The sequence below is a fragment of the Chryseolinea sp. T2 genome (assembly GCF_037203685.1).
Lineage (GTDB): Bacteria > Bacteroidota > Bacteroidia > Cytophagales > Cyclobacteriaceae > Chryseolinea.
In genome coordinates this window covers 103,055-118,550 of the sequence record NZ_JBBCAU010000003.1, presented here as the reverse complement: position 1 = coordinate 118,550, position 15,496 = coordinate 103,055, and the positions used below count along the sequence as shown (strand labels likewise).

The window sequence follows — 15,496 nt, the reverse complement described above, 5'->3', positions numbered from 1 at the left end:
GATTGTAGCCATTATATGAACGTTGAACTTCGTTTGATTCAACCGACCCTGGAGCAAAACATAGATTTCCTGAGCCGTCTCGAGAGCACAGAAATATTGGACATGACCATTAAGTTCTATGCGAGGGTAGGCTATAGCCTGCCCTGGGTAGGATATTTTGCAATGATCGACGATGCCATCGTTGGGTCAGCCGGATTTAAGGGCCGGCCTTTACAGGGACGAGTGGAAATTGCTTATGGCACCTTACCATTGTATCAGCACAGGGGTATAGGTACAGAAATCTGCAAACTGTTAGTTCATATTGCCAGGACAACCGATCCTGCAATCATTGTTACCGCGCGTACACTTCGAAAGGAAAGTCACTCGACGAAGATTCTCCGAAAGAACAACTTCGTCAAGAAAGGAACTGTTGTCGACCCTGAAGATGGAAAAGTTTGGGAATGGGAATATGCAGGTTAATGTCCCTGCTGAACGAACATGCTTGAAAGAACAAATCGGCCAATGTTCCTTCCCTGTTTAACACCATTCTCGCAGGCGTCACGGTAATGTATTCCACCGTATAATCTCGAGATGGCGGCCTCATCCGCTGCCTGATAGAAGGATTTGAATTCACGTTCCGGTAAGCCGAAGTACAATTCGGAATTATCAGTATAAGCGAAGTTATCTCCGAACAGATGGGTGAGAACCACTGAGACAGCAGAAGAGACAACGCTGTGGCCGCTGGTGTATTCAGGAAATGGCGGCGTCTGAAGAAGTGGTCGCCATGAAGGATCCATCAGCTTGTTGATCGCTGCTTCAGGGCGGATTCTGTCACTCGTATACTTCTCCTGCCAGCATGAGATAAATGCGTCGTGCAACGTTAGGGCTACTAGTGCGTGGACAAGCACAGCAGAGTCCAATGAAATATTTGCTTTGTAACACGCTATCCCTGCAATTGCCATCCAGTGTCCGCCCGGTGATATCTTCTTCAGACCATAGGCCATATGACCGGAGTAGGTCACGGCGAACGGGTTGCAATCCCAAAAGCTTGCGATATTCCGCTGCTCTGTCGTTAAATTTTTCCCGGTAATATACACTTCCTTCAACTGACGATAGAAGGAACTGGTTGTGTCTTTGCTAAAGGCAGCGGGGCGATCCGGCTTGAATTGACTTGCTGAATCCAGGAAAAAAGGCCTGATCGTTTTCCATTGTGGTTCAACGGCAGCCATATACTCCGGCGGTGTAGGATACCAATGTCCTTCTTCTTTTGATGGCGTATAGCGCTTATAGGTGCTTAACTTGCTGTAGGCATCTTTGCGCGCGTATTGCATAACCTGTGAGGCCACTTCCTGACAATATCGAATGTGCTCGTCAAGCGAGCCTTTTGACATCTTGTATTTCTTTCGAAACGTTTCTGTTAATGCTTTCTGACGCTCTTCCAACATTGGACCTGATGGCATTATCTGCTTACCAACCTGCAGCATGGTATAGTTGGCGCAAAAGGACAGATCAGGTTGAGCAGGCGGCACCGGAGTATTGGTAATCGGATTCGCCTTAAGACGTATGTTGATATCCGGAACGGTGGCCTTTGCATAATAAATTGCTTCATACGCCCCCAGCAATGAGTACGCATAGAAGCGACTAGCCGCCGGAGGATTGGCAACGTCGTGAAGCATCACCTCCGAAAGGCTGAACACATCGTCGTTCAGCAACTTTAGGTGCTGTTGGTGCGCAGTAAGAGCTTCAGAAGCACGTGTCGATCCTTTCTTGCCGCCATCTTTGGTAGACGATTGGCCCAAAGAGAAATGGGAGGGTCCAATAAAAGACGCTCCTGAAAGCAGGGCAATAGCAAGTATCTGTTTTTTCATTTGTTTAGCTCGTAGCAGTCGATCCCCACATTGTTAACGCCAACGAGGAGATACTCGTGACCTGCAACCATGATTATCTTCGTTGACTTAACATCTCCGGTTATCACAAGTCCTGACTCAGGTTGTTTCACGTATTGGAAATTGCCTTTGCCATCGCCTTTAAACACCTGTCCAAAGTTGGCATCGATAACTCCCATTCTAATGCGTATGGAGCTTTGGTTGCCGGCAGCAATGAAGTCCATGTTCCCGTCGTGATCGACATCGGCGACGCTAATGGCGTAAAGTGGCGAGAACTGAGCTTGCGCCGGAAGCGAGTGAGGCACCAGTTTGCCGGCTTTATTTTCGAGATAAATGCTTTCCAGCGTAGTAGTCTTCAGAACCTTTGCGCTCTTCAGATCCGAAGCACTGAAAATATCTTCCAGCCGGGCATCGGCGTATGACTTATACGTTGTGAACTTAGGTCTCATTCCATAAAACTGATCAAGCAATTCGTCACGGCTGGCGAACGGATAAGCAACACCCTGTATGTAATGCGTTAACATCGGATCAATTGATCCATTGTTGTCGAAGTCCTTGTATACAAGACTAACAGGTTGCTTTTCCGAGGCCCGAAGCTGCGAGTTCAATCCAAAGTTTCCGACTATAAAATCCTGGTCGCCATCTTTATCGAAGTCCTGTGCTATGATGGTATTCCATAATCCTGGAAGGGGTTTGTCGAAAACTTTGCTGGTAATTGACTCAAATGATTTGCCAGCCTTGTTGCCCAATACTTCTATATTCATGAACTCACCAATCACGATCAGATCTTCCCATGAATCGCCATCTACATCCGACCATATCGCATCCGTAACCATACCCAAAAGGCCCATATCCGGAAGTAGGTTCGGTTTGCTTTCAAGACGGGACTTCTCATTGTGAAGAAGAAAACTCATTGGGGATTGAGGATACTTCCCGGGAACCACGCGGCCTCCTACGAACAGATCTATCTGTCCGTCGTGATCATAATCGAAAGGAGCAACACATGATTTGCTCGTTTGCATTAACGGAAGCCAGTTTTTAGCGGCAGAGAAATTCCCACGACCATCATTCAGATACAAACGGTCCTGCAATGCTTTATCAGATTCCTCGTACTCGTTGTATCCTCCGCTTACTACATATAGATCCAAATCGCCATCATTGTCTATATCAGCAAAGGCTGCATCTGCATCGTTATTAATAATATCAAACATCCCTTTCGAAGTAGATGCTGTAAATCGGCCTTGTTCGCCCTGAAGGAAAATCTCACCGGTCTTCCCCTGTGCACCTCCCACAAATACATCGATACGTTTATCACCGTTAACATCTCCGCCAGCAAGCACAGGACCGCACGTTGTGAGCATGCTCATCAGTAACGGTTGTCGCTTGAAATCATTATACCCTTCTTCGATGTGCTCGTATGATATAATGGGGTCGACGTGTGTAAAGAGTTTTGAGCCGGATACAGCTGCAGCGGGTGGCGTTGTTTTGCCTGGTGCAATTTCGTACTTAATATTAAGTAATTGATCCACTTTTATATTAGTGAGACGTTGAATATTCCCGTCCGGCCAGCGCACGATCAGCGAGTCTACCAGCTGCGAGTTTCCAAGGCCAATATGTACCCGTCCTGCTATAGAGGATTGAAAGCCATGCGATGAAGTTTTTTCAAAGTATTGCTGCTTTCCCGTAACCCAGGCTGTAATCTGTGTTCCAATTCCCTGGCTGTTCTGACCGTTTCCGGTAAGCGTTATCTGAAGATAGTGTGCATTGCTATTGCGTTCGCGAAGTTGATTGCGGAATACTGAAGCAGTTTCGTTTTGGTGGTTGATAACAAGATCAAGATCTCCATCATTGTCGAGGTCGCCATATGCTGCACCACTGGAGAAATTCTTTTCAGCGAACCCCCACTCAGTGCTGTTGTCGGCAAAAGTCAAATCGCCGTTGTTACGATACATGTAGTTATGTATCGGCGTCGAGGTCATTGATGTAACGAGGTGAAAAGTATCGGCCTTTTGTCGCTCTTTGGCCATTTGGAAATAGTAGTCACCTTTATATTTCAGAAAATCACGGTTGGTGTAATCGCGATAATATCCGTTGGTAATAAACAGGTCTTTCCATCCGTCGTTGTCGTAGTCGCCAAAAAGGGGTGCCCAGCTCCAGTCGGTCTTGGAAATGCCGGCGTACTGCCCGATTTCACTATAGGTACCGTTGCCATTATTGAGGTGTAACATGTTCCTCATGTTTTGAAAGTAGAACCCGTTCATCACCATCAGTGCGTAGTGTTCGTAGTTCTCAGGACCATACAGCAATTTTTGGCGGCGGTTGTCCTCCGGCAACATATCGACGGTAAAGATGTCTGCCAGGCCATCGTTATTGATGTCGCTTATGTCACACCCCATAGAGAAATAGGAGATATGCTGTACGTATTCCGTCATACGATCAGTAAAGGTCCCGTCGCCGTTGTTGATATACATGTAGTCGGGCTCAACATAGTCGTTCGAAACATACAGGTCGATCCACCCGTCCTTGTTGATATCTGCGGCTGTTATGCCTAGCCCGAAGCCAAGCGGGTTACCCTTAATGCCGGCAGCCTCACTCACATCGACAAACTTGCCATTGTCGTTCCTGTAAAGTTTATGTCCGGCGTAGGGATGTCGTTCCTTCTTGGCATTGGCATATTCGAATTCACGGATAACCACTACGTTGTGATTGAGCAGATACATGTCCAGATCTCCGTCGCGATCATAGTCAAAGAACGACGCGTGAGTGGAATATCCGGGATCATCCAGCCCGACAGTTGCAGCCGCCTCCCTGAACGTAAGGTTGCCATTATTAAGAAACAGTTTGTTGCGGCGTAGCTCGGGATCTCCTTTGCCGGAATAGCAGACATAGATGTCGAGAAACCCATCACCATTGACATCGGCAAGTGCGACGCCTGTCTTCCATCCTTTGGGACAATCTACCCCGGCAGCTGCAGCTACCTCTTTAAATCTGAAATTGCCCTGGTTCACATACAAGGCATTGGGCTTCATGTTCCCTGTAAAATAGATATCATCAAGACCATCGTTGTTGAAATCGCCAATTGCGGCACCCCCTCCGTTGTAGAAGTATTCATAGGTAAGCACATTCGACTTTGGAGTTTCGTTCAGCAAGTTCTTGAACTGAACGCCTGTCTTCTGGGCCGGGAGAGCTTCAAAGAGAGTCGACTGTCCATACGATCCGAACGGCAACAATGCAAATAGCACATTCGAGAAAACGATCCAATAAGCACGCTTCATACGCCTCAAAAACATGACTGAGCTGGGTCTCCAAGCATAGGGCTGGGATGGGGAAATTGAAGACAATTTAAACAGAATAGCCTAAGTAGGCAGTCGTTGGGGATAATTTTTATGGTGAGTTTTCTATGAAAGAAGGTTCTGGTCCAGGACAATTGCTGAGTGGCTGTTTTGCTTCGAATTTAACCTATCTTCGCGCAGAATCCCGACGTTGTTACCCGACGTCACTACTTCAAACCAAGGATTGTTTCCAATGCCTATGATGAATCGGAAAGCGCTGGTACCCTGCTGGGTTCCGGATCTTAATAGTTGCGCCATTGTGCTGGCACTACTGTCCATCTTAACGACCGCATGCACCAGTAAGAAACAAAGTAAAGTTATATGGACTAACGGTTTGCCGACCATTGGATCGCAGTCGTCGCCACGGGCCGTCAACCTGAATGGTGATGACGTACTGGACATTGTAATGGGGGCAGGCCGCAATGAGTTTCAGAAAAGTGAACAGGGTATTTTGGCACTTGACGGCAAGACAGGTCAGATTCTATGGCAACAGGCATCGGTTGATCAGGTGTATGGAAGCGCCACCTTTTGCGATGTTACCGGAGATGGGGTGCCGGACGTTTTTATAGGCGGACGCGGCCCTCATTTTAAAGCGATCGATGGTAAGAACGGCTCGGTAATCTGGGAATATAAGTACGACCATCAGACCGACCCGATTTTGCAGTATGCGCGTTTTAATTTTAACAATAGCGTACTGGTGCCGGATCAGAACGGAGACGGAATACAGGATCTGCTCACTGTTAACGGTGGAAATGCTAAGGCCGCCCCTGGCGATGAACGTGAACGATTCCCAGGCGTTCTCATGATATTTGACTCTAAATCAGGTAACGTGATAGCCGCTGACACAATGCCCGACGGAAAGGAATCGTACATGTCGCCGCTGGCTTTTGAACAGAAGGGCGAAACTGATCCAACGATAGTCTTTGGAACGGGCGGTGAAACGATAAACGGTCATTTGTACATTGCCCACTTATCGGACCTGACTAAGCATCAGTTGCATAATGCAAGGGCAATCGCAGAGGAGAATGGCCATGGCTTTATAGCTCCCCCTACGGCTGCAGATATTACGGGCGATGGAATATTGGATCTGATCGCGATCTCTCACGGCAGTACCGTCTTTGCTCTGGATGGGCGTGATAGCCACGTGCTGTGGACTCAACGCGTGCCGGGAACTGAATCAAGCAATAGCCTCGCCGTTGGATATTTTAACGGAGATGCGACGCCTGACTTCTTTACCTTTGTCAGCAAAGGGCAGTGGCCAAACAGTACGGGCTCTCTGCAAGTGATGCTGGATGGCAAGAGTGGTTCTATTCAATATACAGATTCGATAGGATGCACCGGCTATTCGTCGCCGGTAGTTTACGACCTCGATAATGATGGTACTGACGAAGTGATCATCAGTGTGAATGAATTTGACTGCTCCGTGGGATTCGTGGGAAAATCGCCGACAGTAATTGAGAACAGACTCATCGCTATTGATTTTAAAAAGCACTCCGTTATAGCGATTGATCAGGCAAAGAGGATGCGCAATGTGTTCTCTACGCCGTGGATTGGAGATTTGGACGATGACGGATACCTTGACGTAGTACACTGTCAATACTTTCACGCGGGCGATTTGCTGAATTTTCTCGGCATGAACATCAAACGAATAGATACGCCCGTGAAGATACGAAAGCCCGTTAAGTGGGGCGCTTATATGGGTTCCAGTTACAATGGTTGTTTCGAACAAGACATGGAAGGCGAATAGCGCGATGTCTTCAGCCAAAAAAGCGACATCAATGAATAGGAGAACCATCATAGGCCATTGGAGCCTGGCATTCTGGATAGTGATCGCATTACCATCCTGCGATAAAAAACAAGATCAACAGGATCAGGTCAGGGCCGGAGCGCCGCTGTTTACCCTGCTGGATTCTAGTGCCACGCATGTAGGATTTATAAATAGCGTTGAAGACAAGGATGGGTTCAACATTCTGTCTTATCGGAATTTTTATAATGGCGGAGGAGTAGCAATCGGAGACATAAACAACGACTCGCTTCCGGATCTGTACTTTACTTCTAATCAACACGCCAACAAACTGTACCTGAACAAAGGCAACTTTGAATTTGAAGACATCACTTCCAAGGCCGGCGTCGGAGGCAGCATGACCTGGAGCACCGGAGTTACAATGGTCGACATCAACAACGACGGATGGCTGGATATTTACGTCTGCAATTCGGGAGATGTGGATGGCGGGGAACGGGAAAACGAACTTTTTATAAACAACGGAGACCTGACATTTACCGAGCGCGCAAAGGAACTTAATCTGGCCAACGAGGGATACTCCACACACGCAGCATTCTTTGATTATGACGCTGATGGCGATCTTGATTGTTACATTCTGAACAATAGCTTTAAAGATCCTGGCAAGATTGAGCTCTATAAAAAAATGCGTGAAGTGCCGTCACCGCTTGGCGACAAACTCATGCGTAATGATGGTGGAGTTTTTACAGATGTAACATTGGACGCAGGCATCTACAGCAGCGTGACAGGCTTTGGATTGGGAATAGCGGTCAGCGATCTCAACGCAGACAACCTCCCCGATCTGTACATCAGCAACGATTTTTGGGAGCGGGATTATCTATACATCAATCAGGGAAATGGGAAATATAAGGAAGACCTCATAGAACGGATTAACTACAGCTCGCTGTCGAGCATGGGAGCCGATATTGCAGATCTGAATGGAGATGGTAGTCCGGAGATATTTACGACCGATATGCTGCCCTCTGATAATCATCGCATAAAAACAACAATTGCTTTTGATCCTTATCATCTCGAAGACGCGAAGTATCGCGCAAACTTCCACTACCAGATGGTTCAAAACTGCCTGCACCTCAACAATGGCAATGGACAATTTCAGGAGATTGCTTTTTTGTCCGGGGTTGCAGCAACGGACTGGAGTTGGGGCGCTCTGATCTTCGACTTCGACAACGACGGTCAGCGCGACATTTTTGTAAGCAATGGGATTAACAAAGACATCATGTCGATGGACTTCAGGGAATTCATTGCTGACAGTGAAAGCAAAGCACAAATCGTTGCGCAGCGCGGTGAGTATGGTGATCGCGCGATGATTTCATACATGCCGGCGGAGCGCATTCCTAACTACGCCTTTGTGGCCAACGGAAAACTGAAATTTGTAGACAAGGCACCTGCGCTTGGACTGGCAACGCCATCGACAAGCAACGGATCTGCTTACGGTGATCTGGATAACGACGGAGACCTTGATCTGATTGTTAACAATGTAAATCAACCTTGCTTTATCTATCGAAATGAGAGTAATCAGTCCGGTAAAAATGGTTATCTGAAAGTTCGCTTCAAGGGGACTGCTCCCAACGGTATGGGTATTGGAGCTAGTGTTACGGCTTCCATTGGAAATAGAAAGGTGGTTACTCAGAATTTCAACACGCGAGGTTTCCAAAGCAGCATTGAACCAAACATCCTCATCGGTGTTGGGCCGGCCAGGCAAGTGGATAGCTTAAAAGTTGTTTGGCCGAACGGAAAGGTACAGGTATTGACAAATGTACCGTCAAATAGCATTGTCACGTTTGAGGAAAAAAAAGCAACTCAAGTCTTTAAGAAACCGGCGACCAAACAACCGGACTTCAAGGACGTATCGCGTGAGGTTATCGGTGCAGCTTTTCATCACGAGAATTCCAGGAACGACTTTAATCAGGAAATTTTATTGCATCGCATGTTGTCCACGGAGGGACCACGAATTCTAAAAGGCGACGTTAATAAGGATGGCAGAGAAGACTTTATCCTGTTGGGTGCATCGGGCGACTCTGATAAACTCTTTGTACAGAATGCGTCGGGAAATTTTGTACAGAGGATTTCTGACGCATTCGGCAAAAACAAAGTTGCCGAAAGCACCTGCGGTGCGTTGGCGGATGTCGACGGTGATGGAGATTTAGACGTCATCATTGGCTCCGGCGGCAATGAGATAGAGATGCCCCGGCAGGAGTTTCTACTTCGGATCTATCACAACGACGGAAAGGGAAACTTTACAAGGGATCAGAAAGTGCCACCGATCATTGGGAATTTTGGGACCCTCAAAGTCTGTGACTATGACGACGATGGAGATGTTGATGTTTTTGTAGGTGCACGGGCGGTACCGGGCAACTACGGATTACCCGGTCAAAGCTATTTGTTAATTAACGATAAAGGGCAGTGGATGAACGTTGCTCCGCCCGAGCTCGGTAATGCAGGAATGGTTACAGATGCCTCCTGGGCCGACGTCGACAAAGACGGCGACAAGGACCTCGTAGTGATAGGCGACTGGATGTCCATAACCATATTTCGAAACGACCGTGGCGTGATCGAAGGCAGGCAGACAATTGCCAATAGCGAAGGTTGGTGGACACGAATCGAACCAACAGATGTTGACAGCGATGGTGACATGGACTTCATAGTTGGCAACTGGGGTATGAATTCAAAGTTTCAGGCGAGTGCTTCCCGTCCAATGTCGATGCATGTGAATGATTACGACGGCAACGGAAAGAGCGAATTCATCATGGAATGGTTCGCGCCACGCGACACAGTAGCCTATCCGTTTGCCACAAAATCTGAACTGGTAGCACAGCTTCCGGGATTGAGAAAGTCAATACTTAAGTATAATGACTATGCCCCCAAGACTTATTCGACGTTGTTTCCGGCAGACCTACGTTCGCAATCGTTGAATTATCGCGTCACTACTCTTCAAACTTCAATACTGAAAAATAGTGGTGACGGGAATTTCACCCTGGAGCCACTACCAATAGAGGCCCAGTTGTCTCCGGTATTTGCCATTGTCGCGGAAGATCTCGACAATGACAAGAATGCTGACATCTGGCTGGGCGGAAATTTCTATGCATTAAAGCCTCAGGTTGGGCGACAGGATGCAAGCAGGGGGGTGTTTCTAAAGGGTGATGGAAAAGGTAACTACGTGATAGCCGGGGGTCCCTGGATCAGCGGTGAAGTTCGTGATGCCTGCGTGATTAATTCAAATGGAGTTAAAAGGATGCTTGTTGCGAGGAACAATGCCAACATGGCTGTGTTCGAGTATAAGCGCTAAGTATGACAAATAAAAAAGGCTACCATTTCTGGTAGCCTTTTCGTTGTTTGTCTTTAGGACGTCCTACTATTCAGGACCACCTGCCCACCACACTTTCGTAACGTAATCGTTAGGTTGTGTAGCACCCGCAGAGTAATTCGGATTGCCCGTAGCTTCATAAGCTGGATACTTCAGACGAGTAGGGATTTTACCTTGAGTGAGGTTACCAGGATAGTTGGTAGGAGTAAGAGCAGGGAAACCTGTTCTTCTGTAGTTGGACCATGCTTCCCACCAGTTGAGGAAGTGGTTCACCCAATATTGCTCACCAATCATCTCCAGTTTCTGATTCGGTGTACCGGCATAAGGATACGTTGTTAAGTACGCCGTTACTTGTGCATCAGTTACAATCAAAGATGGATCATACTTCAGGTACATCTGCATAGAAGCTTTTACACCAGCATTGTAGTGTGCAGCTGCGTCGCCAGCAGAAAGACCACCCAGGCCGCGTTCAGCAGCTTCGGCAAGCATCAGTTCCACTTCTCCATAGTTGAAAAGTTGGTATGCTTCATCATCCTGCATGAACTTGAAGTTGATCTTCGAGTACGTTTCATCCTGATCGACTTCATGTCCTTCCAACACGTCAAGACCAGAAGCGTCATACCCATTAGGCATACCCTTTTGCTCAAGCGGATTGTCATTGATTACATCAAAATCAGTTGGCGTCCAGTCGGCAATACCACCGCTGATGATCATCAGTCGTGGATCGTCATCTGCAGTGCTGGAAAGATTAGTGCCTTTCAGCCAGTCTACAAGAGTCTTGCTGAGGAATGCAGGCTGACCACCGTCACCAGGATAGAATGCGCGTGAGATACCGTTCTGGTTTGTCCATTCACTTGGAGTGAGTGCCATCGGTACATAAACGTTGTCCAGGTTGCTCGTGAACACACCACCTGCTACTGCCTTGGCAATATAGGTGTTGGCAAGAGCCTGGTCTACGTTCGACACACGCATTGCCATACGAAGCATCAGAGAGTGAGCGAACTTTTTCCACTTAGCGACGTCGCCTTCATAGAAAAGGTCAGCAGCACCAAAGCCCTGATCCAGCTCAGTTGTAGACATAGCTGCAGAAGCTTCATCGAGCTCTTTCAACAAGTCTGTGTAGATAGCCTTTTGCTTGTCATAAGCAGGAGTATAGATCGGTGTCTCTGCTCTTGCTTTCAATGCATCAGTGTATGGAAGACTTCCATAGTAATCAGTCAAACGCTGGAACAGGAATGCGCGCATAATGCGTGTAGCCTGTGTCAGGTTGTTCTTATTACCTTCGTCATATCCACCTTCTCCTGTTTGTTTCAGGATTTCAGCGACGTTTTTCAAACCGTCACCGTACAGAAATTCAAACGGAGCATTAGATGTTTCAAAGTTCTCGGTGTATTTGTCACCGGGAGCGATACCACCACCCGCGTTTGCGAGGTGTTGGATTGCATAACCGCACATACCAATATTCGTACGCCAGTCAATGTATCGGTTGTCACCAGCCGAACCTCCGGATGCAGCGCCCAATTGTACGGACGTGAAAATGAAGTTCAGGTTGAGCTCCTCCGATGTCTGAGGGTTAATATTCAATTCATGTAATGAATCGGTATCACACCCTGTTACAAGACCCGTCGTCAGTAGAGCGGAGAGTATAAACTTATTTAAATGTCTCATGTCTTTGCTCGTTTAATTAAAAGGTTGCCCTCAGATTGAAACCATAGCTGCGTGTAGGAGGCATACCGAAGTAATCAAGACCCTGCGCATTGCTGCTTGTATATGAAGATTCAGGATCGATGTTTTCAGTATTCTTAAACAGAATCGCCAGGTTTCTTCCCACGAATGAGAGCGACAGTGTTTGGAACGGAGTCTTCGTCAACAATGACCTTGGAATGCTGTATCCAAAAGTAACTTGTCTCAGCTTGATGAATGAAGCATCATACATGAAGTTCTCCTGAGCATTGTTTCCAAGTTGGTTCCAGTAGTTAGCTGCTTCACCAGGAGTAAGAGTCTTCGAAAAATTCTCGTAGCCTGTTACTTCGCCAGCGCCATTCTTAACTTCGGTTACACCAGAAACAGTAAGCGGAGCTTCGCCTTCGCGGCCAGCTAATGTTTGCTTAGTGAAACCAGCTTGCGTCATCCGTACTTCAGTACCTGAATAGATGTCACCACCTGCTTTGAAGTCAATGAGGAAGCTCAGGTTGAAATTCTTGTAGATCAACTCGTTGTTCAAACCACCAGTGAAGTTAGGAACACCGTTACCAAGTGTTTGGAATGTTCCGTCTGTAAGTGGAGTGCCATGATCGTCATAAACTAGTTGTCCATCAGGGGATTTTTTCTGGCGATATCCGAGGATCATGCCATAAGGTTGTCCAACTACGTGATAAACAGCGGCAACACGAGTGCGTGGCTCTTCAACAAACAATTGTGTCTGACCTTCAATCAAAGACTCAACCTTGTTGTTGTTCTTTGCAAAGTTCAACGAAATATTCCAGGTCAGAGGACCTCTTACTGGAGTACCCGTCAACAAGAGTTCGATACCCTTGTTGGTGATTTCACCAAGGTTTACAGACGTTGTTCCAAAACCGGAAGTTCTGGAGATACCTGCGTTCAGGATATCATCAGTGGTCTTCTGGCTGTAGTAAGCAAAGTCAACGCCGAATCTGTTATCGAAGAATCTAACGTCGAAGCCGACTTCAGTTTCAGTAGATGTGAAAGGAACGAGGTTGGGGTTAGGGAGGTTGGCACTGTTACCTTTACCACCCGCATAACCACCAAGAGGCCTTCCTAAGTGCAATTGATCAACTGAATAAGTGAGCAATGTCTGATACGCACCTACAGAGTTTGCGTTACCCACCTGCGCCCATGATGCACGAACTTTTCCATAGCTAAGCCAGCTTGGCAATCCAGAGAAGGCATCTGAGAATACAAAAGATGCTCCGATAGAAGGGTAGTCAATACTGTTTTTAGATGGATTAAGTACCGAGAACCAGTCTCTTCTCCAGGTTGCAGTCAGGTACAGGTAGTTGTTGTAAGCAACTTCGGCAGACGCGAAGAGTGAGTTGATACCTGTTTCAGAAAATCCGTAAGAATAATTCCTGTCGCGGGCATTGTTAATAGCAGCGAAATATGGAGTTACAAATCCGTTACCATTTGCCTGGATTTGCTCCCAGTTAGAACGCATACGGTTTCCACCAAAGAATGCGTTAACATTAAACTTGCCGAACTCCTTATCGAATCCGAGCATGTAGTCTATGTTAAATTCGCGGTTGCTGGTTTCCCATTCCTGCATGTTACCATCGCGCTGATAGCCAGTTCCCTGAGGGGTAAGGCGTGTGAGGCGCTGCACAGACCAGTCCATACCTGCCTTGCTCTGGATATAGAGGAAGTCAGTGATATCGAAGCGAAGGGTTCCGTTAGCGATTACACGATCGCGAGAGTCAGTGTTTTGAAACTGGTACGCAGTCCAATATGGGTTTTGTCCCCAAAGGTTGGTTGAGCGCTGAAATTCTTCGCCTGGAGGCTTATTATCCTGGATAACGAGGCCTTGCGCAGCCTGCTGTTCAGCTGAAGGAACGGCTCCTGGCTTGTTAGGATCTCCAATATAGTCCCGGATATCAACGTCAGCAGGAGTGTAGTGCACACTCAATACTCCGTTACCTGGCGAGTCAGAAACGTTCGGTCTGTTCTTAGCCTTCTCGTTTGAGTACAGGATTGCTGAAGAGAAAGTAATGCGCTTGCCAAACTTCGAGTTCGTAGACAACGACGCGTTGAAACGGTCGAAGCCAGAGTTAGGAATTACAGCTTCACTTCTAAGGTCTGCAATGCTGACACGGAAGTTTTGCGTCTCATTTCCACCTGTGAAAGCAAGTGAGTTAGTCCATGCTGAACCTGTTCTGAAGTAACGCTTCCAGTTGTCTCCCTTGTAAGAATACTCTCTGGTTACACCGTCAAATTGCAAAACAGAGCTGCCATCCAAACGCGGTCCCCATTGCTGAGCACCCCATCCGCTGAATGCCTGAGTCATAGTTGTCGCCTTTGTAGCAACCTGTGTTTCAAGGGAAGCACCAGTCATACCACCGCTACCAAATTCGTGCTGATAGTCAGTAAGGTTGTTAACTGTTTCAAACACGTAGTTCGAGTTGAACTCGATGCCTATGCCTTTGCGGTTAGTACCTTTTTTAGTTGTGATGAGGATCACACCGTTCGCAGCGCGTGAACCGTAAAGAGCGGCAGCACTTGCGCCTTTCAGTACAGTCATTGATGCGATATCGTCAGGGTTAATACTGCTCATACCATCACCTTGGTCAGCACCACCCCAAACACCTGATTGTCCGTAGTTGTTGTTCGTCATTGGAACACCATCTACAACATAAAGAGGCTGGTTCAGGTTGGATCCCAGTGTCTTCGCACCGCGAATTACGACACGTGAAGAACCGGCTGGGCCAGAGGAGATTTTAGTAACGTTCACACCGGCAACGCGACCTGCGAGGGCGTTCGCCGTGCTGTTTTCACGAGCTTGTGTGAAGTTGTCACCACTTACCTGCGTTACTGATGATTGCAGGGCCTTAGTGCTTCTTTCGATACCAAGGGCAGTAACAACCACTTCATTCAATTGTGTAACATCTTCTCCAAGAGTTACGTCTACTGATGTACGGCTGCCAGCGGCAACTTCTTGGCTAGTGTATCCAATAAACGAGAAAACGAGGATGGCCGCATCATCATTAACTGCTATTGAGTACCGTCCGTCGGCGTCCGATGTGGTACCCGCCGATGTACCTTTTACGATCACGTTAACTCCTGGCATTGACGTGCCCTGTGAGTCAACGATTGTACCTGTCACTGTGCGCTGCGCTAGAGCTGTCAAACTTGCTAGCACAAGCAGCATCATGACCGACAATACCTGGTATTGTTGCTTCATAGATAATTTTGGGTTTGATAAAATTTGAAAGTCTTCCGTAGACACGGAACCTCTGGCTGCCTTGCAACCAATAGGAAAAAATGAGTGGGTTAGTAGAGTTCTACGACCATTCGCAATGGGTTAATAGTGAATACATACAGTTTGAAATCTTTCCGCCGATCTGGCCGGCGCACGGTTCGGGAACGATCATGCCAATACTGGTCATAGTTCCTAGGGCTCTGCCTGTAAAACTAGGAGATTCCAAATTAAAAATGTCAAACTGACCCTTGTTTTTTCTACCGT

Annotated in this window: 7 protein-coding genes; 3 read left to right on the top strand and 4 right to left on the bottom strand. The window is 47.3% G+C overall.

Going from position 1 to position 15,496, the window contains the following annotated elements; all coding sequences use genetic code 11:
- Nucleotides 1-15: 15 nt before the first annotated feature.
- On the top strand, nucleotides 16-459 hold the full coding sequence (locus tag WBG78_RS10345) for a GNAT family N-acetyltransferase (protein WP_337326347.1): 444 nt from the start codon (nucleotides 16-18) through the stop codon (nucleotides 457-459).
- Here WBG78_RS10345 and WBG78_RS10340 read toward each other — a convergent pair.
- A complete protein-coding gene (locus WBG78_RS10340) occupies nucleotides 456-1,847 on the bottom strand; it encodes a vanadium-dependent haloperoxidase (protein ID WP_337326346.1) in 1,392 nt (463 codons plus the stop codon). The genes WBG78_RS10345 and WBG78_RS10340 overlap by 4 nt on opposite strands.
- Nucleotides 1,844-5,140: a VCBS repeat-containing protein gene (locus WBG78_RS10335; RefSeq protein ID WP_337326345.1), complete on the bottom strand. Its 3,297-nt coding sequence runs from the start codon at nucleotides 5,138-5,140 to the stop codon at nucleotides 1,844-1,846. The genes WBG78_RS10340 and WBG78_RS10335 overlap by 4 nt, the downstream gene beginning before the upstream one ends.
- A gap of 256 nt (nucleotides 5,141-5,396) precedes the next feature.
- Here WBG78_RS10335 and WBG78_RS10330 point away from each other — a divergent pair, with 256 nt between their 5' ends.
- The gene (locus WBG78_RS10330) at nucleotides 5,397-6,944 is read left to right on the top strand and encodes an outer membrane protein assembly factor BamB family protein (RefSeq protein ID WP_337326344.1); all 1,548 of its coding nucleotides are present in this window, start codon (nucleotides 5,397-5,399) and stop codon (nucleotides 6,942-6,944) included.
- Between the two features lie 31 nt (nucleotides 6,945-6,975).
- The gene (locus WBG78_RS10325; RefSeq protein ID WP_337326343.1) at nucleotides 6,976-10,284 is read left to right on the top strand and encodes a VCBS repeat-containing protein; all 3,309 of its coding nucleotides are present in this window, start codon (nucleotides 6,976-6,978) and stop codon (nucleotides 10,282-10,284) included.
- 66 nt (nucleotides 10,285-10,350) lie between these two features.
- Here WBG78_RS10325 and WBG78_RS10320 read toward each other — a convergent pair whose 3' ends face one another.
- Both WBG78_RS10320 and WBG78_RS10315 read right to left on the bottom strand, forming a co-directional pair.
- Complete coding sequence (locus WBG78_RS10320) at nucleotides 10,351-11,970, bottom strand: SusD/RagB family nutrient-binding outer membrane lipoprotein (protein ID WP_337326342.1); 1,620 nt, start codon at nucleotides 11,968-11,970, stop codon at nucleotides 10,351-10,353.
- Between the two features lie 16 nt (nucleotides 11,971-11,986).
- Complete coding sequence (locus tag WBG78_RS10315; RefSeq protein ID WP_337326341.1) at nucleotides 11,987-15,214, bottom strand: SusC/RagA family TonB-linked outer membrane protein; 3,228 nt, start codon at nucleotides 15,212-15,214, stop codon at nucleotides 11,987-11,989.
- Nucleotides 15,215-15,496 lie beyond the last annotated feature (282 nt).

Excerpts from the sequence above, each read along its gene's own strand:
- WBG78_RS10325 (WP_337326343.1), top strand. The coding sequence starts at position 6,976 with ATGAATAGGAGAACCATCATAGGCCATTGGAGCCTGGCATTCTGGATA.
- WBG78_RS10320 (WP_337326342.1), bottom strand. The coding sequence starts at position 11,970 with ATGAGACATTTAAATAAGTTTATACTCTCCGCTCTACTGACGACGGGT.
- WBG78_RS10315 (WP_337326341.1), bottom strand. The coding sequence starts at position 15,214 with ATGAAGCAACAATACCAGGTATTGTCGGTCATGATGCTGCTTGTGCTA.
- WBG78_RS10335 (WP_337326345.1), bottom strand. The coding sequence starts at position 5,140 with ATGAAGCGTGCTTATTGGATCGTTTTCTCGAATGTGCTATTTGCATTG.
- WBG78_RS10330 (WP_337326344.1), top strand. The coding sequence starts at position 5,397 with ATGATGAATCGGAAAGCGCTGGTACCCTGCTGGGTTCCGGATCTTAAT.
- WBG78_RS10345 (WP_337326347.1), top strand. The coding sequence starts at position 16 with ATGAACGTTGAACTTCGTTTGATTCAACCGACCCTGGAGCAAAACATA.
- WBG78_RS10340 (WP_337326346.1), bottom strand. The coding sequence starts at position 1,847 with ATGAAAAAACAGATACTTGCTATTGCCCTGCTTTCAGGAGCGTCTTTT.